The organism is Paracoccus binzhouensis, assembly GCF_016446475.1.
Lineage (GTDB): Bacteria > Pseudomonadota > Alphaproteobacteria > Rhodobacterales > Rhodobacteraceae > Paracoccus > Paracoccus binzhouensis.
On sequence record NZ_JAEHFP010000084.1, the window covers coordinates 1 to 23,883 of the forward strand.

Annotated in this window: 30 protein-coding genes, 1 tRNA gene and 3 pseudogenes; 19 read left to right on the plus strand and 15 right to left on the minus strand. The window is 65.3% G+C overall.

The features are described from left to right. The first annotated feature begins 356 nt into the window (after positions 1–356). Together I9P22_RS17035 and I9P22_RS17040 are read left to right on the plus strand one after the other, a co-directional pair. A complete protein-coding gene (locus I9P22_RS17035; RefSeq protein ID WP_199260694.1) occupies positions 357–578 on the plus strand; it encodes a hypothetical protein in 222 nt (73 codons plus the stop codon). Between the two features lie 2 nt (positions 579–580). Further along, positions 581–1,240: pseudogene (locus tag I9P22_RS17040) on the plus strand (IS110 family RNA-guided transposase); the annotation flags it as partial. A 233-nt stretch (positions 1,241–1,473) separates the two neighbouring features. Here I9P22_RS17040 and I9P22_RS17045 read toward each other — a convergent pair. Further along, positions 1,474–1,671 (minus strand): annotated as a pseudogene (locus I9P22_RS17045) (IS5/IS1182 family transposase); the annotation flags it as partial. Between the two features lie 279 nt (positions 1,672–1,950). Here I9P22_RS17045 and I9P22_RS17050 point away from each other — a divergent pair. Next, a complete protein-coding gene (locus I9P22_RS17050) occupies positions 1,951–2,133 on the plus strand; it encodes a hypothetical protein (protein WP_199260696.1) in 183 nt (60 codons plus the stop codon). Between the two features lie 15 nt (positions 2,134–2,148). Here the strand turns inward: I9P22_RS17050 and I9P22_RS17055 are convergent, their stop codons facing one another. Next, entirely contained in the window at positions 2,149–2,415 is a 267-nt protein-coding gene (locus tag I9P22_RS17055) for a hypothetical protein (protein ID WP_199260697.1), read from the minus strand. Then, a pseudogene (locus I9P22_RS17060) lies at positions 2,412–2,554 on the minus strand (transposase); the annotation flags it as partial. The pseudogene I9P22_RS17060 and the gene I9P22_RS17055, both read right to left, overlap by 4 nt. 354 nt (positions 2,555–2,908) lie before the next feature. Here I9P22_RS17060 and I9P22_RS24875 point away from each other — a divergent pair. The 11 genes from I9P22_RS24875 (at position 2,909) to I9P22_RS17110 (ending at position 12,659) form a co-directional block, all read left to right on the plus strand. After that, a complete protein-coding gene (locus I9P22_RS24875; protein WP_269846656.1) occupies positions 2,909–3,874 on the plus strand; it encodes a type VI secretion system Vgr family protein in 966 nt (321 codons plus the stop codon). Between the two features lie 7 nt (positions 3,875–3,881). Beyond that, the gene (locus tag I9P22_RS24880; RefSeq protein ID WP_332909042.1) at positions 3,882–4,961 is read left to right on the plus strand and encodes a type VI secretion system Vgr family protein; all 1,080 of its coding nucleotides are present in this window, start codon (positions 3,882–3,884) and stop codon (positions 4,959–4,961) included. A 9-nt stretch (positions 4,962–4,970) separates the two neighbouring features. Then, complete coding sequence (locus I9P22_RS17070) at positions 4,971–6,233, plus strand: hypothetical protein (protein ID WP_199260698.1); 1,263 nt, start codon at positions 4,971–4,973, stop codon at positions 6,231–6,233. A 74-nt stretch (positions 6,234–6,307) separates the two neighbouring features. Then, positions 6,308–7,405, plus strand: coding sequence for a hypothetical protein (locus tag I9P22_RS17075; RefSeq protein WP_199260699.1), 1,098 nt, complete (start codon positions 6,308–6,310; stop codon positions 7,403–7,405). A 36-nt stretch (positions 7,406–7,441) separates the two neighbouring features. Further along, the gene (locus I9P22_RS17080) at positions 7,442–7,693 is read left to right on the plus strand and encodes a hypothetical protein (protein WP_199260700.1); all 252 of its coding nucleotides are present in this window, start codon (positions 7,442–7,444) and stop codon (positions 7,691–7,693) included. Between the two features lie 9 nt (positions 7,694–7,702). After that, complete coding sequence (locus I9P22_RS17085; RefSeq protein WP_199260701.1) at positions 7,703–8,728, plus strand: DUF2169 family type VI secretion system accessory protein; 1,026 nt, start codon at positions 7,703–7,705, stop codon at positions 8,726–8,728. After that, positions 8,725–9,735, plus strand: coding sequence for a hypothetical protein (locus tag I9P22_RS17090; RefSeq protein ID WP_199260702.1), 1,011 nt, complete (start codon positions 8,725–8,727; stop codon positions 9,733–9,735). The genes I9P22_RS17085 and I9P22_RS17090 overlap by 4 nt, the downstream gene beginning before the upstream one ends. Continuing rightward, the gene (locus I9P22_RS17095; protein WP_199260703.1) at positions 9,732–10,700 is read left to right on the plus strand and encodes a PAAR-like domain-containing protein; all 969 of its coding nucleotides are present in this window, start codon (positions 9,732–9,734) and stop codon (positions 10,698–10,700) included. The genes I9P22_RS17090 and I9P22_RS17095 overlap by 4 nt, the downstream gene beginning before the upstream one ends. 11 nt (positions 10,701–10,711) lie before the next feature. Then, a complete protein-coding gene (locus I9P22_RS17100; protein ID WP_199260704.1) occupies positions 10,712–11,698 on the plus strand; it encodes a type VI immunity family protein in 987 nt (328 codons plus the stop codon). Between the two features lie 62 nt (positions 11,699–11,760). Continuing rightward, positions 11,761–12,456: a gamma-glutamylcyclotransferase gene (locus I9P22_RS17105; protein WP_199260705.1), complete on the plus strand. Its 696-nt coding sequence runs from the start codon at positions 11,761–11,763 to the stop codon at positions 12,454–12,456. Between the two features lie 44 nt (positions 12,457–12,500). Next, positions 12,501–12,659, plus strand: a complete 159-nt coding sequence (locus I9P22_RS17110) for a hypothetical protein (protein ID WP_199260706.1) — start codon at positions 12,501–12,503, stop codon at positions 12,657–12,659. 4 nt (positions 12,660–12,663) lie between these two features. Here the strand turns inward: I9P22_RS17110 and I9P22_RS17115 are convergent, their stop codons facing one another. From I9P22_RS17115 to I9P22_RS17130, 5 genes are all read right to left on the minus strand, one after another. Next, the gene (locus I9P22_RS17115; RefSeq protein ID WP_199260707.1) at positions 12,664–13,011 is read right to left on the minus strand and encodes a hypothetical protein; all 348 of its coding nucleotides are present in this window, start codon (positions 13,009–13,011) and stop codon (positions 12,664–12,666) included. A 115-nt stretch (positions 13,012–13,126) separates the two neighbouring features. Continuing rightward, entirely contained in the window at positions 13,127–13,294 is a 168-nt protein-coding gene (locus tag I9P22_RS17120; RefSeq protein ID WP_199260708.1) for a hypothetical protein, read from the minus strand. Then, on the minus strand, positions 13,291–13,422 hold the full coding sequence (locus tag I9P22_RS24885) for a hypothetical protein (protein ID WP_269846657.1): 132 nt from the start codon (positions 13,420–13,422) through the stop codon (positions 13,291–13,293). Before I9P22_RS24885 ends, I9P22_RS17120 begins: the two co-directional genes overlap by 4 nt. Further along, the gene (locus I9P22_RS17125; RefSeq protein WP_199260709.1) at positions 13,413–13,943 is read right to left on the minus strand and encodes a hypothetical protein; all 531 of its coding nucleotides are present in this window, start codon (positions 13,941–13,943) and stop codon (positions 13,413–13,415) included. The genes I9P22_RS24885 and I9P22_RS17125 overlap by 10 nt, the downstream gene beginning before the upstream one ends. Then, entirely contained in the window at positions 13,940–14,254 is a 315-nt protein-coding gene (locus I9P22_RS17130) for a hypothetical protein (RefSeq protein ID WP_199260710.1), read from the minus strand. The genes I9P22_RS17125 and I9P22_RS17130 overlap by 4 nt, the downstream gene beginning before the upstream one ends. Before the next feature lie 99 nt (positions 14,255–14,353). Between I9P22_RS17130 and I9P22_RS17135 the strand changes: the two genes are divergently transcribed. Both I9P22_RS17135 and I9P22_RS17140 read left to right on the plus strand, forming a co-directional pair. Beyond that, positions 14,354–14,695, plus strand: coding sequence for a helix-turn-helix transcriptional regulator (locus I9P22_RS17135; protein ID WP_199260711.1), 342 nt, complete (start codon positions 14,354–14,356; stop codon positions 14,693–14,695). Positions 14,696–14,771: 76 nt separating this feature from the next. Continuing rightward, a complete protein-coding gene (locus I9P22_RS17140; protein ID WP_199260712.1) occupies positions 14,772–15,209 on the plus strand; it encodes a hypothetical protein in 438 nt (145 codons plus the stop codon). A gap of 86 nt (positions 15,210–15,295) precedes the next feature. Here the strand turns inward: I9P22_RS17140 and I9P22_RS17145 are convergent, their stop codons facing one another. Further along, positions 15,296–15,844 (minus strand): hypothetical protein, encoded by a 549-nt coding sequence (locus I9P22_RS17145; RefSeq protein ID WP_199260713.1) that lies wholly within the window; start codon positions 15,842–15,844, stop codon positions 15,296–15,298. 132 nt (positions 15,845–15,976) lie between these two features. On the opposite strand from I9P22_RS17145, the gene I9P22_RS17150 reads away from it, so the two are divergent. Together I9P22_RS17150 and I9P22_RS17155 are read left to right on the plus strand one after the other, a co-directional pair. After that, a complete protein-coding gene (locus I9P22_RS17150) occupies positions 15,977–16,168 on the plus strand; it encodes a hypothetical protein (RefSeq protein ID WP_199260714.1) in 192 nt (63 codons plus the stop codon). 133 nt (positions 16,169–16,301) lie between these two features. Then, positions 16,302–16,541 carry a hypothetical protein gene (locus tag I9P22_RS17155; protein WP_199260715.1) on the plus strand — a complete coding sequence of 80 codons (240 nt, stop codon included), beginning with the start codon at positions 16,302–16,304 and terminating at the stop codon, positions 16,539–16,541. 388 nt (positions 16,542–16,929) lie between these two features. Here I9P22_RS17155 and I9P22_RS17160 read toward each other — a convergent pair. The 6 genes from I9P22_RS17160 to I9P22_RS17185 all read right to left on the minus strand — a co-directional run bounded on the left by I9P22_RS17160 (position 16,930) and on the right by I9P22_RS17185 (position 21,206). After that, positions 16,930–17,004 (minus strand) — tRNA-Val (locus I9P22_RS17160). A gap of 73 nt (positions 17,005–17,077) precedes the next feature. Beyond that, positions 17,078–17,362: an HU family DNA-binding protein gene (locus tag I9P22_RS17165; RefSeq protein ID WP_199260716.1), complete on the minus strand. Its 285-nt coding sequence runs from the start codon at positions 17,360–17,362 to the stop codon at positions 17,078–17,080. A 68-nt stretch (positions 17,363–17,430) separates the two neighbouring features. Beyond that, on the minus strand, positions 17,431–19,848 hold the full coding sequence (gene lon / locus I9P22_RS17170) for an endopeptidase La (RefSeq protein ID WP_199260717.1): 2,418 nt from the start codon (positions 19,846–19,848) through the stop codon (positions 17,431–17,433). A gap of 202 nt (positions 19,849–20,050) precedes the next feature. After that, positions 20,051–20,251 (minus strand): CsbD family protein, encoded by a 201-nt coding sequence (locus tag I9P22_RS17175; protein ID WP_199260718.1) that lies wholly within the window; start codon positions 20,249–20,251, stop codon positions 20,051–20,053. A gap of 34 nt (positions 20,252–20,285) precedes the next feature. Beyond that, on the minus strand, positions 20,286–20,570 hold the full coding sequence (locus I9P22_RS17180; protein ID WP_199260719.1) for a hypothetical protein: 285 nt from the start codon (positions 20,568–20,570) through the stop codon (positions 20,286–20,288). 21 nt (positions 20,571–20,591) lie between these two features. After that, entirely contained in the window at positions 20,592–21,206 is a 615-nt protein-coding gene (locus I9P22_RS17185) for a glycosyltransferase (protein ID WP_199260720.1), read from the minus strand. A gap of 327 nt (positions 21,207–21,533) precedes the next feature. On the opposite strand from I9P22_RS17185, the gene I9P22_RS17190 reads away from it, so the two are divergent. Continuing rightward, complete coding sequence (locus tag I9P22_RS17190) at positions 21,534–23,738, plus strand: NosR/NirI family protein (protein WP_233253453.1); 2,205 nt, start codon at positions 21,534–21,536, stop codon at positions 23,736–23,738. The last annotated feature ends 145 nt before the right edge of the window (positions 23,739–23,883 follow it).

Here is a 23,883-nt window from a genome sequence, read left to right on the forward strand (position 1 = left end):
GCGTGCCAAGGTCACCTCCCACGTAGAGATGATCTTGAATCACAGCCAGACGCGCAGGGGAATCCTTTTTGTCAACACAACCTAGATCTGCCTTGCAAGGATCGAAGCATTCTCGGTCACCCAGGGCAGCGGACTTGCCTCCCTAGGACTCTCCCCGTTGCCATGCAAACCCCGCCTCTGCCAGGGCGGGGTTTGTCATGTCCGGGGCCGGCGCATGGTCCGCAATGCTGGCATCCGCCGGTGCTGCCGTATTGTCTGCCCGCACCCAACCGCGGGGATTCAGGGGGGCAAGACCGTGCCGGCGCCCCATACCGTTCTGATAGCCCTGTCTGAAGCCGCTGATCCCGAACACCATCATGCGGGGCAAGGTCATCCCCTTCGACCCACCGGCTGAAGCGACAGCGATCCATCACGGCAAGCGCGGCCGAAACCATATCGGCATCGACGGAAAGCCAGCGCGGGCCGGGCTGGAAAAGAGCCTCGCCGTCACGCTCTCCAGGCGGTTCAGCGGCATGCCGGTCAACCTGCTGACCCGCAGCGGCGATCACGAGGCTCTGATCGCGTGGGATGTTGTGTGACACGAATATCTGCAGGGATATGCGAAGAACGCACCTCCCTGACCAATCAGATCAGGAGCCTTCTGCTGGAACGCGGGCATGTCGTGGCGCAGGGTCACGCCCGCTTGCGCCGGGTGCTCGGTGACTTGTTGGCGCCCGACGCGGGCGGCCTGAGCCTGCGCATGAGGTTCCTGCTCGGGGACATGCGGGCTTGCTGGGAAGAGCTGGATCGCCGCATCGCAGCCTTTGATGCCGAGTTCGCGGCCATGGCCCGCACTGACGACCGGGCGCGTCGGCTGACCAGCATTCCTGGCATCGGCGCGCTGAACGCCACTGCGCTGGTGGCAGCGGTCGGTGCCGCGGCCACCTTCGACAAGGGGCGCGACCTTGCCGCGTGGCTCGGTCTCGTCCCCCGCCAGGTCACCACCGGGGGACGGTCGAAGCTTTTGGGTATCACGAAGCGTGGCAGCCGGTATCTTCGCAAGATGCTGATCCAGGGCGCGCGATCTGCCATGCCGAGGTTGGCCGGGGCAGATACGACGGTCGGAGCGTGGCTGCGTGCGCTTCTTCGCCGCGCCCATCCCGACGTCGCCGTCGTCGCATTGGCCGCGAAGATGGCCCGCACCGTCTGGGCGCTGCTTCGTCACGAACGGATCTATCGGGCCGTGCCGATGCCGGCGTGAGGAATATGCGGCCGGCGAACGCCTTGCCGGACGCGCCGAACTGCGAGTGGTGAAAGGAAGATGGCCTGACAGTCGATCGGTGTTCCGCAAGCCGCCGGCGCAAAATGGCCCCTCAAGGCCGGCCCCTTTATGAGGATCGGAACGCGCGGGTCTCCATCTTGGCAGCGGCCACCGCGCCGACATGCCGGATACGTTTGCGCAGACTGATCACACCGTCACCCAATCAGTGCTTGCAACCGGGGCGGGCCATACGTTTTGACCCGCAGGCTGGAGGCCGTGCGGTGGGCCTTCAGGTAGGTCGCGTCGATCATCACGGTCTTCTCCTCGGGTTCCTCGGAAGCCAACCCCACCAGGATCCGGCCGAACACACCATTTTCCCTCCAACGCCTCCAGCGGTTGTAGAGCGTCTGGTGCGGACCGTAGTCTAGGGGGCGCGTCGCAGTCTTTCTGATTCAGATTCCTCTGAGCCTTGATCTGTGATTCCCTGTATCCGCGCAGATATGGGGGTTCGCGATGGGCAGGCCACATCCACTGGCGCTACGGGAATGCGTCGTCGCTTTTGTCGAGGAAGGGCATTCGCACCGTGCCGCCGCTGCCCGGTTCCCGGTTTCAGTGAAGTTCGTCAACGACATGGTGATCCTCAAGCGTGGACGGGCGGACTAGAACCGCGCGCCCAGGGCCATCGCGGGGGACATGGGAAACTGGTCGCCGTGCAGGGCTGGATCGAGGCGCAGATGCGCAGGAAACCCGATCTGACGCTGAACGATCTGGTGGGTGAACTGGCGGATTACCACGGCATCGCCATCCACCGCGTTTCGGTCTGGCGGTTCCTGCGTGGCCTCGGGCTGACACATAAAAAAAGACCTGCAAGCCGTCGAGCAAAAGCGGCCTGAGGTCTGGCAGGCCCGTCATGTCTGGATCACACGGCGCCAACCATTCATGGCGAACCTGTTGCCACGCATCGGATTCATCGATGAGACTTCACTGAAGACCAACATGGCCAAGACCACCGGATGGCCCCCAGAGGGGCGCGTCTGATCGACCATGCGCCCTTCAGCCACTGGAATACCCAGACCTTCATCGCCGCGCTGCGCCATGACCGGCTGGATGCACCCTGGGTTATCGACGGCGCGATGAACCGCGAGATGTTCGACCTCTATGTCGAGACCCAGCACCAGCGCAAGCCATTGCGGTTGATGAAGGTTATGCCTGACAGAACGCGCCGGTCATCGACGCGGGACTTGCCGTGGGGCTTCGGGAAAAGGGTTCAAGACGCGCCATCTGCGCATCCGACAGCCAGAAGAGATTGCTCATGTCACCGCCCGATTTTCGGGCCGCGAATCAGATCTCTAGCGCCTTATCAATGGGTCCTTCTCTTCTCCATTCGGCGGCCTTAGATCAAGCGCCATCGAGCAATACACCTCTGTGGTTTCTCGGTCGTTCGCGGGCTCTCGCTTCTCTTCGGGATCAGCACTGCGGCTCCGCGCAGCGCGCATGTGCAGAAAGGTCGCGGATCGCTCAATCTGGTCGAATCCGGTGCTGGTGACCGGATGGTGACCGCGCGCGCACCATCTCGCGGGCTTGGTAATCTTGCCGCCTTGGCAATGCCTCGTCGCTTGGGCATACTCTCCGCAGATTTTCTTGACCCATTTCTGCGGAGGCCTTTTCATGAACGCCCCCCTGCGCCAGTCCGAGCGTCTCGGGCGGCTGACCACCGCGCTCGGCCCCGACACCCTGGCGCTCCTGCGCTTCGACGGCTCCGATCATCTGAACGACCTGTTCGAATATCGCGTCGAGGCGCTGGCCACCCGCAACGATCTCGACTTCGACGCGCTGATCGGCACCCATGCCACGGTCGAGATCGAGACCCGCGACGGCACCCAACCCTTCGACGGCATCGTCACGCAGGCCCGCTGGGCCGGGGTGGGCGAGAACGGCCATCGCTACGACCTTACCCTGCGGCCCTGGTTCTGGCTCGCGAGCCGCCGCCGCAACCAGCGGATCTTTCACAACAGGACCGTGGTGCAGATCCTGACCGAGCTGCTTGCCGACTACGCCCAGCTCGGCGATCCGGCGCTGGAGATGCAGCTGTCGCAGGACTACCCGACCCTCGAATATACCGTGCAATATCGCGAGAGCGACCTGGATTTCGCCCGCCGGCAGATGGAGCGGCACGGCATCAGCTTCCATTTCCGCCACGCCATGGGCAGCCACACGCTGGTGCTGACCGACGACGTGCTGGCGCATGAGACGATCGGCGCCCGGCCCTACAAGAGCTATGACGGCCATCACCAGGCCGAGGGCGAGCATTTCTGGGACTGGGCGCCCGAGCGCAACCTGACCACCGGGGCGATCCGGCTGACCGACTACAACTTCAAGAAGCCCGACCAGGCGATGGAGGTCGACCGGCTGGGCGATGCCGCCCATGCGCAGGGGCAGATCGAAAGCTTCGACTATCCGGGCGACTATCTGGCGCAGGATGTCGGCAAGATCGTCGCCGGGCTGCGCACGTCGCAGGAGCGCGGCGCGGATCGCCGCAACCGTGCGGTGGGCGATTGCGCCTCGCTGCGGGCGGGCAAGCGGGTGACCTTGTCGGGCGACCCGGTGCCGGGGACGGGCGAGACCTATCTGTAATCATTTCGTGTCGGAGGCCTATGGGTCCGGGGGGCAGGGCAGCAACGGCTATGCCTTCACCGGCAGCTATGCCCTGATGCCGGACACGGCGCCGATGGTGCCGCCGCGGCGCACGCAGGTCCCCGTGGTGCACGGCCCGCAGACGGCGATGGTGGTGGGCGAGGGCGAGATCGACTGCGACGAATACGGCCGCATCCTGGTGCGGTTCCACTGGGACCTGAGCGGGGCGTTCTCGATGCGCTGCCGGGTGTCGCAGAACTGGGCCGGCGCCGGCTGGGGCGGCATGGTCATCCCCAGGATCGGCATGGAGGTCGTGGTCGAGTTCCTCGAAGGCGATCCGGATAAGCCGCTGGTGACGGGGAATGTGTTCAATGGGAAGAACGGCGTGCCTTACGCGCTGCCCGAGCACAAGACGCGATCCACGTTTCGAACCAATACGCATGACGGCAAGGGCACCGGGCGCGGCTTCAACGAGTTGCGCTTCGAGGACAAGCAGGGCGAGGAGGAAATCTTTGTCCATGCGCAGAAGGACATGAATATCGAAGTCCTCAACGACCGCGCCAAGGAGGTCGGCCACGATCAGGTCGAGGTCGTGGGCAATGACAAGTCGATCGAGGTCGGCGGCGATCACGACGAACTGGTCGCGGGCAATATGTCCATCGCTGTGGGTCAGAACCCGCTTTCGGACCTGTTGCGCAGCAAGTCGAAGCTGATCTTCGACAAGGTCGGCTCGGCGCTAGGCAAGCTGAAGATCCCCGACCCGTTCAATTTCGCCAAGGGCAACTACCAGCTTTTCGTGGAAAAGAACCGCTCCGAGATCGTCGGCGTCGGCTCGTCCGAGATCGTCGGTGCCGCCAAGTCGGTGATGGTCGGGCACACCTTCCAGACCAGCGTCGGCAAATCGCACAGCCTGATCGTGCGCGGCCGGGCCGATACCGATATCGGCAAGATCCACAATATCCGCGTGGGCGATCAACTGACGATCAAGGTCGGGGAAAACTCGATGCTGACCATGTCGAAAGAGGGCGACGTGGTCATTCAGGGCAAGCACATCCGGCTCAAGGCCGACAAGATTTCGCAGAACTGAGGCCGCGTCATGGGTGGTCCCGGAGGAAACAACCTGTCGAAGCCGTCGATCCTGATCGGCGATGCCGCCCTGCCCTTTGCGCAATGCCGCGCGGACGGCCAGACGCTCTGGCCTTTTACCGGCGCGACGGCCTCTTTCCCCGAGGGCCGGCCGCCGACGCAGAACATGCTGAAAAGCGACACCAGCCTGTTCACCAAATGGGGCCAGCCGCCGGCCGAGCCCTGGAAGGGACCGCCCTGGCGCCTGCCCGAGCAGCCTGTTGCCAATGCGCCCTGGGCGCCGGTCGGGGGCGCAGCAGGGCCTGATGCGGCCGACCCGAATGCGGTCTTCGATCTGCAGAACTATCTGCAGGGCATCAGTTCCAACCATCTGGTCCCACCCGCCGCGCAGGAAGACAAGAAAGAAGAAGAAGAAGGCCCGAAGTGGGAGTTCGGCCAGGCCGAGCGCGAGACCGAGGACGGTGGCACCAAGGAGGAATGGCGCCGGGGCATTCGGGAATATATCCGTTCGGGCTATACGCGGCGCAACCCCGATGGCACCCACGAGATCGACAACGACTGGCGCGGCAAATGGAAGGACGCCGAGTTCACAATCGCCGAAGTGTCCGACCGCACCGACAAGGCGGAAATCTCGGTCACGGACGGCAGTTTCGGCGATGCGGATTCGCTGTTCTCGGGCGACGGCCAAGTTCTGGGGGCCGAGGCCGACGCCGGCTACAAGGGCTCGATAACCTCAAAGGGGCTCGAAGCCTCGGCCGATGCCAAGGCTTCGGCCTATGGCGCGCAGGGCAAGATCGAATCTGCCGATGACGGCGTGCTGAGCGGCGAAGCCGAGGGCGCGGTGCTGAAGGCCGAGGCCGAGGCCAAGGGCGAAATGATGCTGACGGCCGAGCAGGCAACGCTGGGCGGCAAGCTTGGCGCCTCGGCGAATCTTGTCGAGGGCAAGATCGGCGGCGAATTCGCCATCACCCCGACCCGCATCAGCCGCGCGGCCGTGTCGATTCACAACTGGCTGTTCAACGACGACGCGACCGCGCTCAGCGATGACTGGGATTTCGGCATCGTCCTGAACGGCGAGGTCAGCGGCGCAATCGGCGCGCAGGCCGAGGCCGAGGCCGAGGCGGGATACAAGAAGGGCAAGCTGCGAGCCGAGGCGGGCGCCAAGCTGGGTCTTGGCGCGGGCTTGGGCGCCAAGGTCGGCGGCGGGCTGACCGGCCTCGACAAGGCCTGGGCCAGGATCCAGGACGGCTGGAACGCGCTATGGGGCAAGTAGGGATGAAACGCCGCAACTTGCTGGCTTCGGCCGGCTGCGTTGCTGGATTGCTGATATTGAACGGAAGAATGACAATGGCACAGGACAATTCGGGCACGGGCGTGCTGACGCGGAGCAAGGCCGCGCTCTCGGATCGGGCGCTGGCGCTGCCTGACTTCCCCGGTCTGGAATTCCGCACCGCCCTGCCCGAGGGGCTGGAATGGTTCGAAAGTCCCCAGCCGGTCAAGGATTTCGACGCGGCGGGCATGTTCACGCGGTTCGACCGCCTCTGGTTGGGCTATACGCCCGAGGACCGCGACCAGCTTGAAATCTCGGTCTATTGCGCCAGCATCGTGCCCGAGCGCGTGGCCATTGCCGCGGATTACGGCCGCCTGCTGGCGCGGTCATGGGGTCCCAAGAATTACGGCGTCGATGGCGATGCGCGCGATTTCGGCGAGGTCATGACCGGCGAGGACGACAGCGGCTTCGGCCGCAGGACGCGGATCAGCGTCTGGCGGCGCGGCACCGACCTGCTGATCCTGCGCGCCGATACCACGCTTGAGGATTTCGACGCGCAGGCGCCGCGGATCGCCGCCATGGTCGGGTCGCTGGAGTTCCGGACCGAAAGCGCTGACCCGATCATCGACGGGTTGCGGCAGCACGAATTGCGGCTGCCCTCGGGCGCAAGCCTGCGCTATCGGCTGCCGGTCCATTGGCAGGCCTTCGGCAGCGACACGGCTTCGGCCGCCCCGGTTTCCGCCGCCGTCTGGCTGGACAGGGCGGATGAGGGCGGCAACAGCGCCATCGGCGTCTTCGGCATCGCGGTGCCCGCGGGCGCCAAGGCCGAGGACGCGCCGCTGCGCGAGATCGCCACCGCGATGTCGGATCTGCTGATGCAGAACCTTGCGCCGCAGGTGCAGTTCTCGCGCAAGCCGATGAACGAGAACCGGCTGAAGGGCTTTGCTCCCGATGCGGTGCAGGGGCTTTTCCTTGACCGGCTGGACTGGGACGAGGGGCGCAAAATGGGTGCGCGGGGGTTCTTCGTGCTCGGCCCCGCCGATGTGGTGGGGTATTCCTCGCTGAGCGCCTATCCCGAAAGCGCCGAGGCCATGGGCTTGGCGATGCACTCGGGCTTTGTCGACCGGCTTGTGCTGGATGCGCTGCGCGAACAGGTCGGGCAATCCGCCGAGTGAACGAACATCAGACCGAATGGCAGGTCGGGAGGCACCATGACGCAACAATTCGACGGCAACGCGATCCTGAAATCCGTCACGGGTGATCAGATGGACATGCTGCAAAAGCTGGTTGCCCTGCTGGACCGGATCAACTGGGACGAACGCCGCCAGCGCCTGTCCATCCGCAACGGCGATGCGGTCATCCACCTGCTGGCGGATGGCACGATCCGGCTGGAGGGCAAGCGGATCGTGCAGCAGGCGAACCGCGACATCGCCCTGTCCGCTGCCTGGATCGACCTGAACTGAGTTCGGCGCATGTGGCACATCACGAACCACACCCCTTTCGAAACCGCTGGATATTTCCTGCGCGATGCGCAAGGAATCGAGCATTGGGTGGTCGCGATGCGCCTGACGCTGGATCTGCCGGTGACGGGTCTGCCCGTGCTGGCCGAGCAGCAGCAAGCCGTCAATTTTTTACCGGTTCTTGACGCTTCGGGCGAATTGCTCGAGGACAGCGACCTCGCGCCGTTCCGGCCGCATTGCGACATCCTGCTGCGCGGCACGGCCACGCCAGCAAGCGACAAGCCTGTGCTCAGCTTTCCGGTGTCGCTGTCGGTTGGCCGGCTGCAACGGACCATCCATTGCCATGGCCCGCGAAGGCTTGTGCGCACACGCTTTGGTCACCGGATCGAGGCTTTGGGCCATGCCGTTGAAACCCCCTTGTCCTGGCGCCAGGCGACGGGTGGGCGCGATGTCGCTGCGGATACCAGCAAAGAGGACGCGACCCATCCCGACAATCCGATCGGCATGGGCTGGTCTGCGGATCCCTCAGGAATGGCGCGCGGCGACGAGATCATGCTTGCTCCGCTTGATGATGCGTCACATCTGGATGCGCGACACGCGCGCCTGCAACCACCCGCAGGGTTCGGCGCAATCGCAGCCTCGTGGCGCTGCCGTCGGACGCTGGCAGGCACGTATGACGACCATTGGGCCAGGACGCGTCAGCCTCTGCCGCCGGCGGATTTCGACCCCGCTTTCCACCAATCCGCACCCGTCGGGCAAAGGGCCGACCTGCGCGGCGGCGAAAGCGTGCAAGTGCGCAATGCCGGAGCCGGCCCATCGCTGGAGTTTCGCGTGCCTCAGATCATTTCCGAGGTGCGGACACGCATCGCCAACGCCACCCTGACCAGCCGCATGCGCCTGATCACGCTCGCCATCGACGCCCAGGACCGCCGGGCGACATTGGTCTGGAACAGTTCGGTTCCCTGCCCGGGCCAGGACGGCAAGCTGTCGGAATCCACGGTGTTGATGTCGCAGGCGGCAGGGCTGGTGATGACATGACAGCCCGCATCCTTGGCATTGGCGCCGTCACCTCGCTGGGCAGCAGCTTGCAGCAGACGCTCACGGCCCTCGACGACCGCGAGATGGGGCTGAGCCGCGAACGCAAGGCCATCGGCATCGACGGCCTGCCCATGACTCTGGCGCCGGTCTGGCCGCTGCACGACCTTCACAATCCGCTGGAACGGCTGGCCCGGCTGGCGACGCTTGCTGTCAAGGATCTTGCCGGTCAGGGCTTCGATGTGGCGCAGGCAACCCGCTTTTCCCTGTGTCTTCCCGCATGGGTGGAACAGGGCGGCCACGCCGATCCGCTGCAGTCCAGACTGGCAGAGCGCTGGTCGGTGTCCCCGGCCCACATCACCGTTTCATTCGCCGACCGGACCAGCCTGCTGGACCTGGCCTTTGCCGCCCAGAAACAGGGGTCGGCGCAAATCCTGATCGTGGCCGAGACCTATCTCGTCGCCGAGCTGCTGGACAGCCTGACGGCCAGCGACAGGATATTGTCGCGTTATCAGCCGCATGGCCTCGTCCCCTCCGAGGCAGGCGTCGCGCTGTTCATGGGCCCCGATCCCGATGGCGACGGGCACGGCCATGCCATCACCGCGTTGCAACGCGCCCGGGATCCGGTCGATCTGCACCGGCCAGAAAGCCTGCTAGGCCAGCCCCTAGCGCAGCTGGCCGATCAGGCGCTGGAAGCACCCAGAATGCCGCAGCGCCTGCTCAGCGACCTGAACGGCGAACGCTGGCGCTCCGAGGAGATCGCCGTCGTCTGCAGCCGCTGCGCCGACCGCTTGCCGGCCGGAGCCCTTGCCGACATCGAGGCTCCGGCCAGCCAGCTGGGCTATTCCGGCGCCGCGATGGCGGGCATCCTGCTGGCACTCGCCTGTCGCGGAGCGCCAGCAGCCGAGTCGCAGGACCACGACCGGCAAGACAGCCTGCTGCTGGTCAGCCAGTTCGACGGAACGCGGATCGCGGCAAGGGTGGTCGGCACGGGAATGGAGGCTTCATGACCACGGAAACCGTTCGGATCAACGGCCTGACGCTTTGCCACAAACACGCCACCGGCTTTGTGCGTTCGACCCTGCCCGATGTCTGCAAGGCGCCCTCGGCACCCGTGCCTTTCGTGAATATCGCCTTTGCGCGCGATCTGGCAAAGGGCACCCAGACGGTGAAATCCCACAACGGCGCGATGTGCGGGATCAAGGGGTCTGAGTTCTCGGTCTCTTACGGCGACGAGCCGGGCGTGGGCGGCGGCGTGAAATCCGGCGTGAACCTGCATCGTGCGACATTCCTCAGCTGGTCGCCCGATGTGTTCATGGAGGGCAGGCCCGCAACCCGGCTGACGGACCGGATGCTGATGAACAAGGGCAACACGATCTCGGCCGCAGGCTATTTCACGGGGGCGATCACCGGCGCCAACAAGGCGACGCTGGACCTGTTCTGCGAGATCGCCTGCCGCTGCCTTGCGGCCGGCCAGCACCAGACCTGCGTCGCCGCCGCCATTGCCGCTTTGCCGCGCACCGCCACCGATGGCTATTACGCCGAGGTGACGTTCTCGCCGACGGGGGTGATGTATCGCAATCCCGATCAATCGCCACAGACGCGCTATGGCGTCCCCGGCTCGCGCCTTGACGTGACGACGGTCGCCGCCGGCCAGCCGGTCGAGTTCATCGAGATGAAGTTCCCCGGCGACCGCTTGCGGGGTACGCAGCAACAGCGATATTCGCAGATCGCGCGGATGAACGGAAAACAGCTGCAGTTGATGAACATTCCCCAGGACTGCAACAATTGCCAGGGCACCCGCCCTGTCCAGCAACCGGCGCCCGCGCCGGCGCCGCAGACGGATTCGAACCTGGGCTGGTGGCTGCTTGGTGCTGCGGGTGTCGTCGCGGTTGGCGCCTGTGTGCTTGCCTCGGCCGGGGTGTGCGGCCTTGCCGTGGGGGGCGCGGGCCTTGCGGCCGCTGCCGGATCGTGAAGGAAAACCACATGACGCCCGACATGCTGCAAACGATCCGCGACCTCGACGCCGTCCGCATCGTCTCGCCGCAGGGGGACGAGACCGCGCGGATCGTCTTCAAGCTGGCGCTTTTCTTCGAGGGGGGGAACACGCTGGACGGACAGATCCGGGCGCTGACGGCTCTGGCGGATCTGGCCGATGACGTGGCGCCGCATCTGGCCTATATGCAATGCGCCGGCGAAACCGCCCGACCAGAGCCATTCGACGCGGCCCGCTTTCGCCAACGCTCGGAACTGGCGATCCGGCAGCTTCATGCGGGCGGGCGTTACGATCAGGGCATCGACCTCGGCCTGTTCGGACAGGAATTCAGGACACCCGACAACATGGGCGTGACGGCCTTTGGCGGCAGCGTCCTAGCCGGCGGCGGGCTGGAGGGAACGGCCGACATATCGCTGCTCGAATTCTCGACCAGCCTGATCTGGGATGCCGAAACCGATTTCCGCCGCCAGACCGAACGCGCCCGCAAAGCGGCCTCGACGCTGGGGGCGATTTTCGGCATGGCCGGTTTTAGTCTGCAATATGACCGGATCTATTGCTCGACCGCCGGCAGCTATCCCTATATCGCCCGCTTCCCCGGGCTGCATTGCGGCCTTGATGATCGCTTCATGTCGGAACAATCCGTCCGCCGGAAACGGGCCGACGGCTATTTCTCGATCAACTGGCTGACGTTTCTGGGCGATGAACTGCTGGCCACACTCGCGCCTGCTGACGAGTTGCGGGAGACTCTGGGTGCAGATCGGCCGATTTCGCGCTTTGACGGCGGGATCATTGTTCAGGCCGGCGCCCGTCCGCAACTGGGCGATGTGAACCAGGGACTGATCCTCGACGATTACCGGGCGGTGAATACGGCACTGAGGCCGTTGCGGTTCGAGGATTACGTCGTCCCCGTGCTCGACGCGCCCGAGCCACTGGACCCGCTTGAGGCGACATTCGACTGGATCAGACGATTCGACTGATGGGTTGACCTGCCGCGCAGCACAGGAAAGCTTGGCGCGGATCCCGCCAGCCCGAGAACGCCATGCCCCGCTGCCACCCTATCGCCCTGACCGAAGCCCACGTGGCGCGGGTCGCCCGGGCCGAGGGCTTGCTGCACGATCCGTGCTGGCGGATGCTCGACGATGGCGACCTCGACCGGCTCGCCGAGCGCCTGACCCAGGACCGGCCGAGACCGCTGCCGATCTTCGCCTATGGCTCGCTGATCTGGAATCCCGGCTTTGCCGTTCAGGCGCGGCGCCGCGCGACGGCCATCGGCTGGCATCGCGCCTTCTCGATCCATCTCGACCATTTTCGCGGCACGCCCGAGCGGCCGGGGCTGATGCTGGCGCTGGCCTCCGGCGGCGAATGCGACGGAATCGTCCTGGAGATCGCAGAGGGGACCGAGACGGACTCCTTGCGGGCGCTGTTGCGGCGCGAACTCGTGGCGCATGAACTGGCCAGCAACGCCTGCTGGATCGAGGTCGAGACCGCGCGGGGGCGCGAACAGGCGCTGACCTTCTATGCCGATCCGATTGGCGCGCAGCTCGTCGCGCTGACGGTGCAGGAGCAGGCCGAGCGCCTTGCCCATGCGGCAGGGCCTGCCGGGTCGGGGGCGGAGTATCTGCTGCGCACCGTGCATGGCCTCGCGGAAGCCGGCATCCACGACGATTATATCTGGACCTTGCAGCGGCTGGTGGCGGAAGAGATCGCGCGGGGGCCAATCCTTCCCCCTGGCTGATCATGGTCGTATCCGACCGCCCCTTTCTCCAGGAGATTTCCCGCATGCAAACCGTTCGGCATCTCTTGGCCGCATTCCTGGCCTTCGCCGCGATCCTGTTGCTTGCGGCTTGCGACATGCCCGACAGCAGCGACCCGGCCGGCCCGGCTTACAGCGTCTGCCGCCCGCCGGAGCCGGGCACCAACTATCAGGTCTGCGGCTAGCCCTTCATTCCTCGGGCGGCGGTTTCCCCGCGGCCCGGCGACGTTCTTCCTGCTGGCGCTGAAGTTGCTCCCACACCTTCATGTTGTGGCGCCGACGCCGGTTCATCTCATACGGCAGGCGCTCGACGAAGTCGGCCACGAGGTCGCGCAAGTCCGCATTGGACGTGAGACCCGAGAATACGTTCAGAAGGTGGGCGAGGATCTCCTCCTCCTTGGGCGGGTGGTTACGCTCGGACAGATCCACCAGCGCGCTGACCAGCGATGCGCGAAGCTCCTGCTGCCAGGCCATGCGATCCGCCGCGAATGCCGCTCTCAGCCACTGTGCGCCTTCGTCCTCCGGTTTCCCTGTCATCTGCTCACTCCGTCAATCTCGTCCTCGGTGCCCCCGCCGCCCCGCATGATGGATCCTCCCCCCGAGCGGCACCCGGTCGATTGCAATGGGGGGCGCCGTGATGGAGGGCAGCGTGTCAGCCCCAATAGCGGCGCCATGCCCAGCGGCCCAGGCGCCAGAGCAACCAGACACAGCATGCGAACAGGGCCAGCACCAACACCAGCGGATTGACCGCGCCCATCACCGCAACCGTGATCCCGATCAGGCAAATCGCGATCACCAGCCGGAACCGCTCGGCGCTCATTTCAAACCGGCCGGGGTGGCAGGATGCTGGGCGGCGCGGCCTGCAGCCCGCTGAAAGACCTCGCCCGTCACCGCCGATGGCAGGCGCGGTCGGCCAGCCTCCTTTTTCAGCTCGCCGGTCATCGCCACAGCGCGCGTTCCTTGTCAGTCATATATCCCCAGAGCTTGGACCACTCCTCGGGTTCAATGCCCTCGGGAGTCGGCGGAATGGCCTCAGCGTCACCAAGTTTCGGTGTGGTCGGCCTGTTGTCCAAGGGGGGCTGGCTGGTGGAAATTACGCTAAACACTGGCTCGTTCCATGCCCAGGTTTTCTCGCCATGGCTCAGTGCCAGCCCTGACCAAAGCGCCAGTGGAAAGGCAATGATCGTCGCGATTACCTGGAGGGTGCGCGTTGCGCCGGTCGTCATGGCGCCCCCGCTGAACCGTCTGCTTATTGCAGCTGCGGCGTCGCCGACCAGCAGATAGACCATGAATCCACACCACAGGCTGCCCAGCAGCACCGTGCCCAGGTCCTTCCAGGTCAGCCAGCCCTCGACGTCGGATCGGAACGCCGTCCACCAGCCTTCCAGCGTCGGACCGATCAGCCGTTCCACAGCCTTCGACACCGCCGGGATCGCCGGTATTGGAATTGATGCGGCCATAATCGTCACTGATAGCTCGTCTGGCATTGCATCGTATTGCCGAGGCGCTGGCAGTTCGTCCGGCTTCCCCTCGACCGATAGACCTGCACCGGATGCACCGGAATCGGACGCACCAGCTGCTGCATGCTGCGCTGTTGCAGCGCGAGAAAGGCGCAGGCTTCCCGGATGCCGGATCGACAGGCCTGCACCGGGTCGCCGGGCAGTTCGACCGGGGCACAGGATGACAGGGCCACGAAGACGAATGCGCCTGACATCGCGGTGAAGCGCGCGCCGATTGGGTGCCGGCTGGCCGCAGGATCGGGCCTCGATACCATCTTCATCTCTAATCTTTCCACAAACTTAAATCATGCTTCGTATTCCGCAAAAATTCAAACCACGGACGATTTATTCTGTCAATCCATGAAGCCTACTCCGGCTGCATGACCGAGACGCTCAAACATTTCATCGCCGGACAGGTGCGGGTCTTCCGCAAGCAGCGCCGCTTGCGGCAGGCGGGGCTGGCCGAGGCCATCGGACGCACCCCCGAGGCCATCTCCAACATCGAACGCGCGAAGTCGCTGCCGGCCCTCGACACGCTGATCGCCATCGCCGGCGCCCTGGAGGTGCCGATCCGCGAGTTCTTCCCCGATCCCGGGGTGACCGAGGACAAGAGCCCGAACCGCCTGAAGCTCGACGCCGAGGGTGCCGCCATCCTGCGCAGCCTCAGCGACGAACGCGCAAAGATTGCCATCGGGCAGCTGCGCGCGATGGCCGAGGCGTGAGGGGCATGGCGGAGAGGGACCTTGAGCCCGTTGCGGTCAGTCACGATACGCATATCCTGCCAACAGGAGATGCGCCTTGGGGGTACCTTTGAAGTTTTTGCCGCTTGTCGCGCTTGCCATGGTGTCTGGGTGTGTAGACGAGGACATCGCTCCCCGGTTTGTAGGTGACGGAAACGCGACAAACCTCTTCCTCACGGCCAGTGCGGCGCGGCCTTTTGTGTGCGTGGTCGCTATCTATCAGGCATCGCCCGGCACAGAACCTCCTGAATTGAACAGCCGTTTTGAGCCGTGGGTCGCGACTTCGTTGACTGAGCGGGTAAGCGATACGGCAATTGAACTGCGGGTGCTGGGTAAGGCCGATGAATGCTGGGACGCGGAAATCCGCAAAGCAAGCGGTTCTCCTGACGCCTGGCACTATGACAAAGTTGGACAGACAATGACCTCCTTTGATCACAATGGAAATATTGCGTTGTTCGATCTGCAACGAGGAATTCTTATAGCAATTTCAGGGTGACCGGCAGCTCCATCCGCATCGCTGACGCTCAGGGTCGAGCCGATCATTGCCCACCCTCCGTGTAGCCTTCGCGCAAGAAGATCGTATCACCGCACGTCTGGCAGCACCGCCGAAGCATCGGGGCACATTTGCTGCCCCTCCTCACGCCATACGAATAACTTGTCCTCCTGATCGTATGAATAGAGTGCCACCCAGATCTGGCATTGATCTTGATATCGCTGGCAATATTCGACCGAGACACAAAGCTGTCGCCCCGCTGCGCTGATCTTTGCAGGTGCCTTGTCGTGAATGCCTTCGAACAGGATTTGAGACCGCTGCCCTTCATCCTTCCAAAAGACAGAAACGCTAGCCTCAAAGTGGTCATACCCCACGCTGGAGTAAGCGATTTCATAATCAACAGCGCCGACAGGTGGCACCTCGACTCGGCCCGTGCGAATCTCGTCCCAGGAACGGGCTTGCTCGTCCGCTTGGACCGAGGTTCCCGTGGTGGCCAGACCTAAGCCCGCCACGACAAGGAAGAAGATTGAGCGCTTCATATTCGTTCCATGTATCCGTTCGCGTAAAACTTCGGCGAACGGCATTGCTTTCCTTGCAACATCAGGCTTCATATCACGGCCGGCGGCAATACCCCGCATAACCACTTCCCTGCCACCAGCCTGATTGTGTTTCCCTGACAACATCTTGCCCGGAAAGCTTTCCCACCCATTTTGTGCGATGCCCCGCCCGCCTGTTACCAATTCCTCATGAGCAACAAGGAGTTGGAAGCAATGGCACAATCCAAGGACAACGCCCTCTGGGGCACGGTGACGCTGGCGATGCCGCAGCTGGTCGAATGGCAAATCGAAGGCGGAGCGGAAAAGCTCGAAGGCCGCAGCCTGCGGGAGTTCGTGACCGCCCTGGCATCGGCCGGCGAAGGACGCGAAGCGGTGTTGCGGTTGAACCTGCTCGTGTCCCTGTGACTGTGGACGACAGCACCCGACCGCATTACCGTGTTCGGGGGCTGCTATGCGGGACGAAGCTGCCGCTCGCCGTGTAAGGTCAACTCTGTTACCGATGTCACTGGCCAGGCAAAAACCCTTTCACGGAAGTGCGATGAGAGAAACGCAGATCAAGAACGAGCGAGGCGGGTCATGGGCAAGGGCTCTCGTATTCTCGGCCGCGTTTACGCTATGCGCATTCGCGCTCGCTTTCGCCGTATTTTACCGAACGGTGGACGCTTTGATCGCCCAGCCACTAGAGGCCATCGTCGACTGGATCGGCAGGATCGAAGTTGAGGATCACGGCGGCGACTACCGCATCACCCTCCCGCCAACTGAAGACGCAGCGCGATAGGGTCTCAACGGGCTGCTGCCTGTCCGATCGTCAGCTAAGAGCCAAAGTACCTCTCCGCCCAGACAGCGAGATCCCGTTTCCCTGTGTTCTTCGCCCGCAGCGGCACTCGTCCGACGCCCGTCCGGAGCATATCACGACCGCCAGGAGAAGCTGCCGAAACGGCTCGTTTCCCCGTGAAGAAAGGACCGCGGTGCATCCGCAATCACGAACGGCGGCTACACGGCGAGCCTCTGGCCTTGCCGCTGCAGGCCACCGGTGACACCGCCGTCCGAATTCCGGTGACCGCGTGGTGACCGCGGACATCTTCGGAAATGGTGACAAGATGTCGGGACGGGGATGAAAAAGGCGCTAAGGGGTTGTTAAACCTGCCTTAGCGCCTTCAGAATAATGGTGGGCGATAACGGATTTGAACCGCTGACATCTTCGATGTGAACGAAGCGCTCTACCGCTGAGCTAATCGCCCGATGCGCGCTAGATAGCCGCAGACGAAGCGCACCGCAAGAGGCTTCGCGCGGAAAAAACCGTGGCCGCAGCCGTCAGGATCCGCGACGGCGCAGGCGCAGGGTGATGATCTCGCCGCCCGACCCGTCATGGCGGCGGCTGATGCGCGCACGCCCCAGCGGCGGCAGTGCCAGCGTCATGCCCGAGGCGATCGCATCGCCCAGTTCGGCCAGCGTCGCCTCGACCACGGTCTTGACCTCGCTGTTGCGCAGGCCGGTGCGCCGCGCCACCTGGGACAGGAGTTGCCGCTTCTGCAGGACCTTCGCCGTTTCCGGGTCGGCGAAAGGCTCGGGTTCCGATCTTGCCTCTGACCGTGCCATGGAAACACTCCTTTCCCCTGGAGACTCGGTCAAGAAAAAGGCCGCGCGAATACCGCGCGGCCCCGGTGTCAGTGGGCGACCGCCGCGCCGCCGCTGCCCTGTTCGCGGGTCGCGGCCAGCCGGCTGGCCTCGGCCGCCTCCTCGGCCGCCTCGTCCCATTCGACGGGCTCGGGCATCCGCACCAGCGCATGCTGCAGCACTTCCCGCACATGGCTGACCGGGATGATCTTCAGCCCCTCCTTCACATTGGCCGGGATCTCGGCCAGGTCCTTCTCGTTATCGGCGGGGATCAGCACCGTCTTGATGCCGCCGCGCAGCGCCGCCAGCAGCTTCTCCTTGAGGCCGCCGATGGCCAGCACATTGCCGCGCAGCGTGACCTCGCCGGTCATGGCGACGTCCTTGCGCACCGGGATCTGCGTCAGCACCGAGACGATCGAGGTCACCATGGCGATGCCCGCCGAGGGACCGTCCTTGGGCGTCGCACCCTCGGGGACGTGGACATGGATGTCCACGGTCTCGAATTTCGGTGGCTTCACCCCGATTTCCGGGCTGATCGAGCGCACGAAGGACGAGGCGGCGTCGATCGATTCCTTCATCACCTCGCCCAGTTTCCCGGTGGTCTTCATGCGGCCCTTGCCGGGCAGCTTCAGCGCCTCGATCTGCAAGAGGTCGCCGCCGACCTGGGTCCAGGCCAGGCCCGTCACCACGCCGACCTGGTCGTCCTTTTCGGCCAGGCCGTAGCGGAAGCGGCGCACGCCCAGGTATTCCTCGGCCTTGGCCGGGGTCACCTCGACCGACTTCACCTTGCCCTTGAGGATCTCGGTCACCGCCTTGCGGGCCAGCTTGGCGATCTCGCGCTCCAGCGACCGCACCCCCGCCTCGCGGGTATAGTAGCGGATCACATGGGTCAGCGCCTCGTCGGTCACCGAAAACTCGCCCTTGCGCAGCCCGTTCGCCTTGATCTGCTTGGGCAGCAGGTGCTGGCGGGCGATCTCGCGCTTCTCGTCCTCGGTATAGCCGGCCAGCGGGATGATCTCCATCCGGTCGAGCAGCGGCCCCGGCATGTTGTAGCTGTTGGCCGTGGTCACGAACATCACGTTGGACAGATCGTATTCCACCTCCAGATAGTGGTCCACGAAACTCGCGTTCTGTTCGGGATCCAGCACCTCGAGCATGGCCGAGGCCGGGTCGCCGCGGAAATCCTGGCCCATCTTGTCGATCTCGTCGAGCAGGATCAGCGGGTTGGTGCTCTTGGCCTTCTTCAGCGCCTGGATGATCTTGCCGGGCATCGAGCCGATATAGGTCCGGCGGTGGCCGCGGATTTCACTTTCATCGCGCACCCCGCCAAGGCTGATGCGGATGAATTCGCGCCCCGTGGCCCGCGCCACCGAACGGCCCAGCGAGGTCTTGCCGACGCCCGGAGGGCCGACGAGGCACAGGATCGGCCCCTTCAGCTTGGTCGAGCGGTTCTGCACCGCCAGGTATTCGACGATCCGCTCCTTGACCTTTTCCAGGCCGTAATGGTCGGCGTCCAGCACCTCCTCGGCCTTGCCGAGATCCTTGCGGATGCGCGACTTCACGCCCCAGGGCAGCGACAGCAGCCAGTCCAGGTAGTTGCGGCTGACCGTGGCCTCGGCCGACATCGGCGACATCGACTTCAGCTTCTTCAGCTCGGCCTCGGCCTTTTCGCGGGCCTCCTTGCTGAACTTGGTCGCGGCGATCTTCTCTTCCAGCTCGGTGATCTCGTTCGAGCCGTCCTCGCCGTCGCCCAGCTCCTTCTGAATGGCCTTCATCTGCTCATTCAGGTAATATTCGCGCTGGGTCTTCTCCATCTGCGTCTTGACGCGGGACTTGATCTTCTTCTCGACCTGCAGCACCGACATCTCGCCCTGCATCAGGCCATAGACCTTTTCCAACCGCTCGGCGGTCACCAGGGTTTCAAGCAGCTCCTGCTTCTTGTCCAGCGCGATGCCCAGATGGCCGCTGACCAGATCGGCCAGCCGCGCCGCGTCGCGGGCCTCGGCCACCGCGGCCACCACTTCCTCGGGGATGTTCTTGCGCACCTTGACGTAGCGCTCGAACTCTTCGGCGACGGCGCGGGTCAGGGCGGTCAGCGTGTCGGCATCGCCCGGCTCCTCGGCCAGGGCTTCGCAGCGGGCTTCGAAATAATCGTCATTCGGCACGAAATCGGTGATGCGCACCCGTTCGCGCCCTTCGACGAGCACCTTCACGGTCCCGTCGGGCAGTTTCAGCAGTTGCAGCACATTCGCCAGCACGCCGGTGCGGAAGATCCCCTCGGCAGCCGGCTCGTCGACCGCGGCATCCTTCTGGGCTGCGAGAAGGATCGGGCGGTCCTGTTCCATCACGGCCTCGAGCGCCCGCACCGATTTCTCGCGCCCGACGAACAGCGGCACGATCATGTGCGGAAACACCACGATATCCCGCAAGGGCAGGACCGGATGGGTGGTTTGGGCGAAATCGTTCATGGAATCAGTCCTTTCTCGCCAAGAGGCGCAACCCCTAAGGCAGGCAGTCTGCGCCCCCTGCTGGCTGACAAGATAGGAAGCCGCGCCGCCGGGTTCAATGGCAGATTGGTTCGCATTTCGTTCTTCCCGACGGGTGGCAAGTCCCGCAAGACGAAGGCCCCCGGCGCTTGCCGGGGGCCTTGCTTGCCGTGGTTCCGCCGGATCAGCCCCGGTCGCGGAAGAAGCCGTCGATCTGCTCCTCGGCCTTTTCCCGGGTCCAGCCGTATTTTTCCTGCAGCTTGCCGGCCAGCCTGTCCTTCCGGCCCGCCACCTCGGTCAGCTCGTCATCGGTCAGGTCGCCCCATTGCTGCTTCACGCTGCCCTTGAGCTGGTTCCACTTGCCTTCGATGATATCCCAGTTCATCGCGCACTCCTTTCCAGAATGTGGACTGTCCGTGTCATGCGGGACCAACCCCCGGCACGCCGCCAGGGTTCCGGCAATTTTCCAGGCGGGGCGCGGGGAGGCGACCGCCGGCAGACGCTGGCCCTTGGAACTCCAGCAGGCTTGCGATCACCTCCATGTCGAGGAAGGGGAAGTCACGCTCGACATGGCGGGCGAAGGCGTCGCGCTCGATGCGCGAGAGACCGCCCCCCGCCCGGACCGGGCGGGAATCATGGCCCTCGAGCTTGAGTTGCAGCGAGCCGTGCAGGCGCGGGTCGGACAGGGCGGGAAAGCGCCGCACCAGCGCGTAATGGCCGAAGGACTAGACGTTATGCGCCGGCCCGCGCGGCCGCAGCGCAGCACCGGCCCCGTGAAAGGGGCGCATGATCTCGTAATAGGCCGGGCCGGCGTCGCGGTAATGGCTGATCAGCAGGCCGCGCGGCATGCTGAAGGCGAAGGCCTCGTAATCCCGGGCGGCGCGGGCGGCGCGGTGCAGGGCTTCGACATAGCCGATGCCCAGGCAATCGTCGTCGTCCAGCCGGAACTGCACCAGCCGGTGCCGGCCGCCTTCGGAAAGCTCGGTCAGGGCCGGGGCCAGCGCCGCGCCCACGTCCCCCGCATCCGAGACCAGCAGGCAGATCCGCGCATCCGTCGCGCAAAGCCGCGCCAGCCGGGCGCGATATTCGGCCGGCATGGCGGCAGAAGTCAGCACCAGGAAACGGAAATCCCCCTGGCTCTGCGCCAGGATCGAGGGCAGCGTCAGCCGCTCGAAGCTGCGGAACCGCGCTTCCATGCGCGCGGAGGCGTAAAGCGTGGCGGCGCTGCGGGCGCGGGCCTGCGTCTCGGCCTCCGATCCCCGCTCGGTGCCGGCATAGACCGCCCAGTCGCCCCGACCCAGGAATGAGAAGCGGCAAATTCCGACCAGCAGATCACCCATCAACCACATCCGAAAACGGGCCGGGCAGGCGATGCCCGGCAAGCTGCACAACCGGGACCCGAAGCGGATTCGGGCCGCGCAACCGCGATACTGAGCCAGCCCGGCGGCGAAAGGCAAGCCCGCCGCCGCCCGAATGCCGCCTTGCGCCGAGAGGAAGGCAGCGGATCGGCCGGCCGGGAAAGCGGCGAAGCTTGCGCTGGCGCAACGTCGGGGCCGGCGCGGGGCGGCATGTTCCATGCAATGCCGCAATTGCCCGAGCCTGCCATGCCCATGCCTTTCCGTCTCCTCGCGTCCTGCTGGCTTGCGGTTTTCCTTGCGCTGTGCGGCATGGTTTCCGCGGCCCAGGCACTGACCCTGGACGAAGCGCTGGCAAAAACCCCACCCGCGCAGCTCTTCGAGGGCGCCGAGCGCTACGGCGCCCCCCAGGGCAGCCCGGCCATCGTCCCGGTGCTGAAGGGCGGCGAGACGCTGGGCTACGCCTATCTCAACAGCGACTTCACCCCCTCGACCGGCTATTCCGGCAAGCCGATCCGCATCGTCGTCGGCATCGACCGCAAGGGCGTGATCCGCGGCATCCACATGGTCGAGCATCACGAGCCCATCGTGCTGATCGGCATCCCCGAGGCCAAGGTGCTGACCGCGCTGAACGGGCTGATCGGGACCGATCTGGGCCGCGTTGCGGCGGGCGAGGCCAAGCCGCCGCAGGCCGAGATCGTCTCGAGCGCCACGGTGACGGTGCTGGTCATGGGCGACAGCATCGTGCGCTCGGCGGTGAGGCTGATCCGCTCGGGGCGGCTGGACGGCATCGCCGCCGGCCCTGCCCCGGCCGAGACACGGCGCGAACTCGATCCCGCCGTCACCGGAACCGAGGACTGGCAGACGCTTCTGGGCGACGGCTCGGTGCGCTCGCTGGTGATGAGCGTCGGAGAGGTCAGCCAGGCCTTTGCCGATGCCGGTCAGCCGCTGGCCGCCCAGCATGCCGAGACCGGCAATCCCGAGGACGCGTTCATCACCCTTTACCTGGCGCCGGTCTCGGTCCCCGCCATCGGCCGCAGCCTGCTGGGCGACGCCGCCTATGACCGGCTGGCGGCGAAGCTGCAACCGGGCCAGGCGGCGGTGCTGGTCGCGGGCGACGGCGCCTATTCCTTCAAGGGCTCGGGCTATGTGCGCGGCGGCATCTTCGACCGGATCGAGCTGATGCAGGACGGCCAGGGCCTGCGCTTCAAGGACCGCGACCATACCCGCATCGCCGCCCTGGCCGCCCGGGACGCGCCGCGGCTTCGCGAGATCGCGCTGTTCGTCGTGCCGCAGGATTTCTCGTTCCAGGTGACGCGGCCCTTCGAGCTGCAGCTGCTGGTCCAGCGCGCCACCCAGGGGCGCGACAAGGCCACCCTGCCCTTCGACCTGGCCTATCAGATCCCCGAGCGCTACCTGCTGCCCGCGGCGCCGCCCCCCAGCCCGGCGGCTCGGGCCACCGAAGCGCCGGCGCAGGTCGGCAAGCCCACCGCCGAGGATGACGGCCCGGCGCTGTGGAAGACCATGTGGCAGATGAACCGCGCCAGCATCGCCATCCTCGGCACCGCGCTGGCGCTGCTGACCGCGATCTTCTTCTTCCAGGACGTGCTGACCAAATACCCCCGCACTTTCCTGTGGGTCCGGCGCACCTATCTGGCCTTCACCCTGGTCTGGCTGGGCTGGCTGGTCCATGCGCAGCTGTCGGTGGTGAACGTGCTGACCTTCGTGAACGCGCTGCTTGCGGGCTTCTCCTGGGAATATTTCCTGTCGGCGCCGCTGGTCTTCATCCTGTGGAGCGCGGTTGCGGCCGGCCTGCTGTTCTGGGGCCGCGGGCCGTTCTGCGGCTGGCTCTGCCCCTTCGGCGCGCTGCAGGAGCTGTCGAACACCATCGCCCGCAAGCTGCGCGTGCCGCAGATCGACCTGCCCTGGGGCCTGCATGAAAGGCTGTGGCCGATCAAGTACATGATCTTCCTGGGCCTGTTCGGACTGTCGCTCTATTCGCTGTCGGATGCCGAGATCTATGCCGAGGTCGAGCCGTTCAAGACCGCGATCATCCTGAACTTCATGCGCGAATGGGGCTTCGTGCTGTTCGCCTTCGCCTGCCTGCTGCCGGGCCTGTTCATCGAGCGCTTCTATTGCCGCTATCTCTGCCCGCTGGGCGCGGCGCTGGCCATCCCCGGGCGGATGCGCATGTTCGAATGGCTGAAGCGCTGGCCGGAATGCGGCAGCCCCTGCCAGCGCTGCGCCAACGACTGCCCGGTCAAGGCCATCCACCCCGAGGGCCAGATCAACGTCAACGAATGCATCTACTGCATGAATTGCCAGGTGCTCTACCACGACGACACGCGCTGCCCGCACATGATCACCCAGAAGGCCCGGCGCGAGAAGATCGCCCGCAGCACGCCGCCGAAACCCGCCGGCACCGCCACCGGCAAACCCGGCCGGGAACAGCCGCCCGCCTTCCGTGCGCAGCGTGCCGCCGCCACCGACAATCCCCCCGATCTCAAAGGAGCATGACATGACCAAAGACAGTGATTTCCGGCCCAACCGACGCCAGCTTCTGGCCAGCGGCATGGCCGTGGCCGCCGGCGCGGGCAGCATCGCACCCCGCGCGCTGCTGGGCGCCGGCGCCGGGCTGGGCGCGGCGGCCATCGCCGGACAG

What these genes read in the sequence shown, in the direction of transcription:
- I9P22_RS17035 (WP_199260694.1), top strand. Translation starts at nt 357, where the DNA reads ATGCGGGGCAAGGTCATCCCCTTCGACCCACCGGCTGAAGCGACAGCG.
- I9P22_RS24875 (WP_269846656.1), top strand. Translation starts at nt 2,909, where the DNA reads ATGAACGCCCCCCTGCGCCAGTCCGAGCGTCTCGGGCGGCTGACCACC.
- I9P22_RS17070 (WP_199260698.1), top strand. Translation starts at nt 4,971, where the DNA reads ATGGGTGGTCCCGGAGGAAACAACCTGTCGAAGCCGTCGATCCTGATC.
- I9P22_RS17075 (WP_199260699.1), top strand. Translation starts at nt 6,308, where the DNA reads ATGGCACAGGACAATTCGGGCACGGGCGTGCTGACGCGGAGCAAGGCC.
- I9P22_RS17080 (WP_199260700.1), top strand. Translation starts at nt 7,442, where the DNA reads ATGACGCAACAATTCGACGGCAACGCGATCCTGAAATCCGTCACGGGT.
- I9P22_RS17085 (WP_199260701.1), top strand. Translation starts at nt 7,703, where the DNA reads ATGTGGCACATCACGAACCACACCCCTTTCGAAACCGCTGGATATTTC.
- I9P22_RS17090 (WP_199260702.1), top strand. Translation starts at nt 8,725, where the DNA reads ATGACAGCCCGCATCCTTGGCATTGGCGCCGTCACCTCGCTGGGCAGC.
- I9P22_RS17095 (WP_199260703.1), top strand. Translation starts at nt 9,732, where the DNA reads ATGACCACGGAAACCGTTCGGATCAACGGCCTGACGCTTTGCCACAAA.
- I9P22_RS17100 (WP_199260704.1), top strand. Translation starts at nt 10,712, where the DNA reads ATGACGCCCGACATGCTGCAAACGATCCGCGACCTCGACGCCGTCCGC.
- I9P22_RS17105 (WP_199260705.1), top strand. Translation starts at nt 11,761, where the DNA reads ATGCCCCGCTGCCACCCTATCGCCCTGACCGAAGCCCACGTGGCGCGG.
- I9P22_RS17110 (WP_199260706.1), top strand. Translation starts at nt 12,501, where the DNA reads ATGCAAACCGTTCGGCATCTCTTGGCCGCATTCCTGGCCTTCGCCGCG.
- I9P22_RS17115 (WP_199260707.1), bottom strand. Translation starts at nt 13,011, where the DNA reads ATGACAGGGAAACCGGAGGACGAAGGCGCACAGTGGCTGAGAGCGGCA.
- I9P22_RS17120 (WP_199260708.1), bottom strand. Translation starts at nt 13,294, where the DNA reads ATGAGCGCCGAGCGGTTCCGGCTGGTGATCGCGATTTGCCTGATCGGG.
- I9P22_RS17130 (WP_199260710.1), bottom strand. Translation starts at nt 14,254, where the DNA reads ATGAAGATGGTATCGAGGCCCGATCCTGCGGCCAGCCGGCACCCAATC.
- I9P22_RS17135 (WP_199260711.1), top strand. Translation starts at nt 14,354, where the DNA reads ATGACCGAGACGCTCAAACATTTCATCGCCGGACAGGTGCGGGTCTTC.
- I9P22_RS17145 (WP_199260713.1), bottom strand. Translation starts at nt 15,844, where the DNA reads ATGCGGGGTATTGCCGCCGGCCGTGATATGAAGCCTGATGTTGCAAGG.
- I9P22_RS17150 (WP_199260714.1), top strand. Translation starts at nt 15,977, where the DNA reads ATGGCACAATCCAAGGACAACGCCCTCTGGGGCACGGTGACGCTGGCG.
- I9P22_RS17155 (WP_199260715.1), top strand. Translation starts at nt 16,302, where the DNA reads ATGAGAGAAACGCAGATCAAGAACGAGCGAGGCGGGTCATGGGCAAGG.
- I9P22_RS17165 (WP_199260716.1), bottom strand. Translation starts at nt 17,362, where the DNA reads ATGGCACGGTCAGAGGCAAGATCGGAACCCGAGCCTTTCGCCGACCCG.
- lon (WP_199260717.1), bottom strand. Translation starts at nt 19,848, where the DNA reads ATGAACGATTTCGCCCAAACCACCCATCCGGTCCTGCCCTTGCGGGAT.
- I9P22_RS17175 (WP_199260718.1), bottom strand. Translation starts at nt 20,251, where the DNA reads ATGAACTGGGATATCATCGAAGGCAAGTGGAACCAGCTCAAGGGCAGC.
- I9P22_RS17185 (WP_199260720.1), bottom strand. Translation starts at nt 21,206, where the DNA reads ATGGGTGATCTGCTGGTCGGAATTTGCCGCTTCTCATTCCTGGGTCGG.
- I9P22_RS17190 (WP_233253453.1), top strand. Translation starts at nt 21,534, where the DNA reads ATGGTTTCCGCGGCCCAGGCACTGACCCTGGACGAAGCGCTGGCAAAA.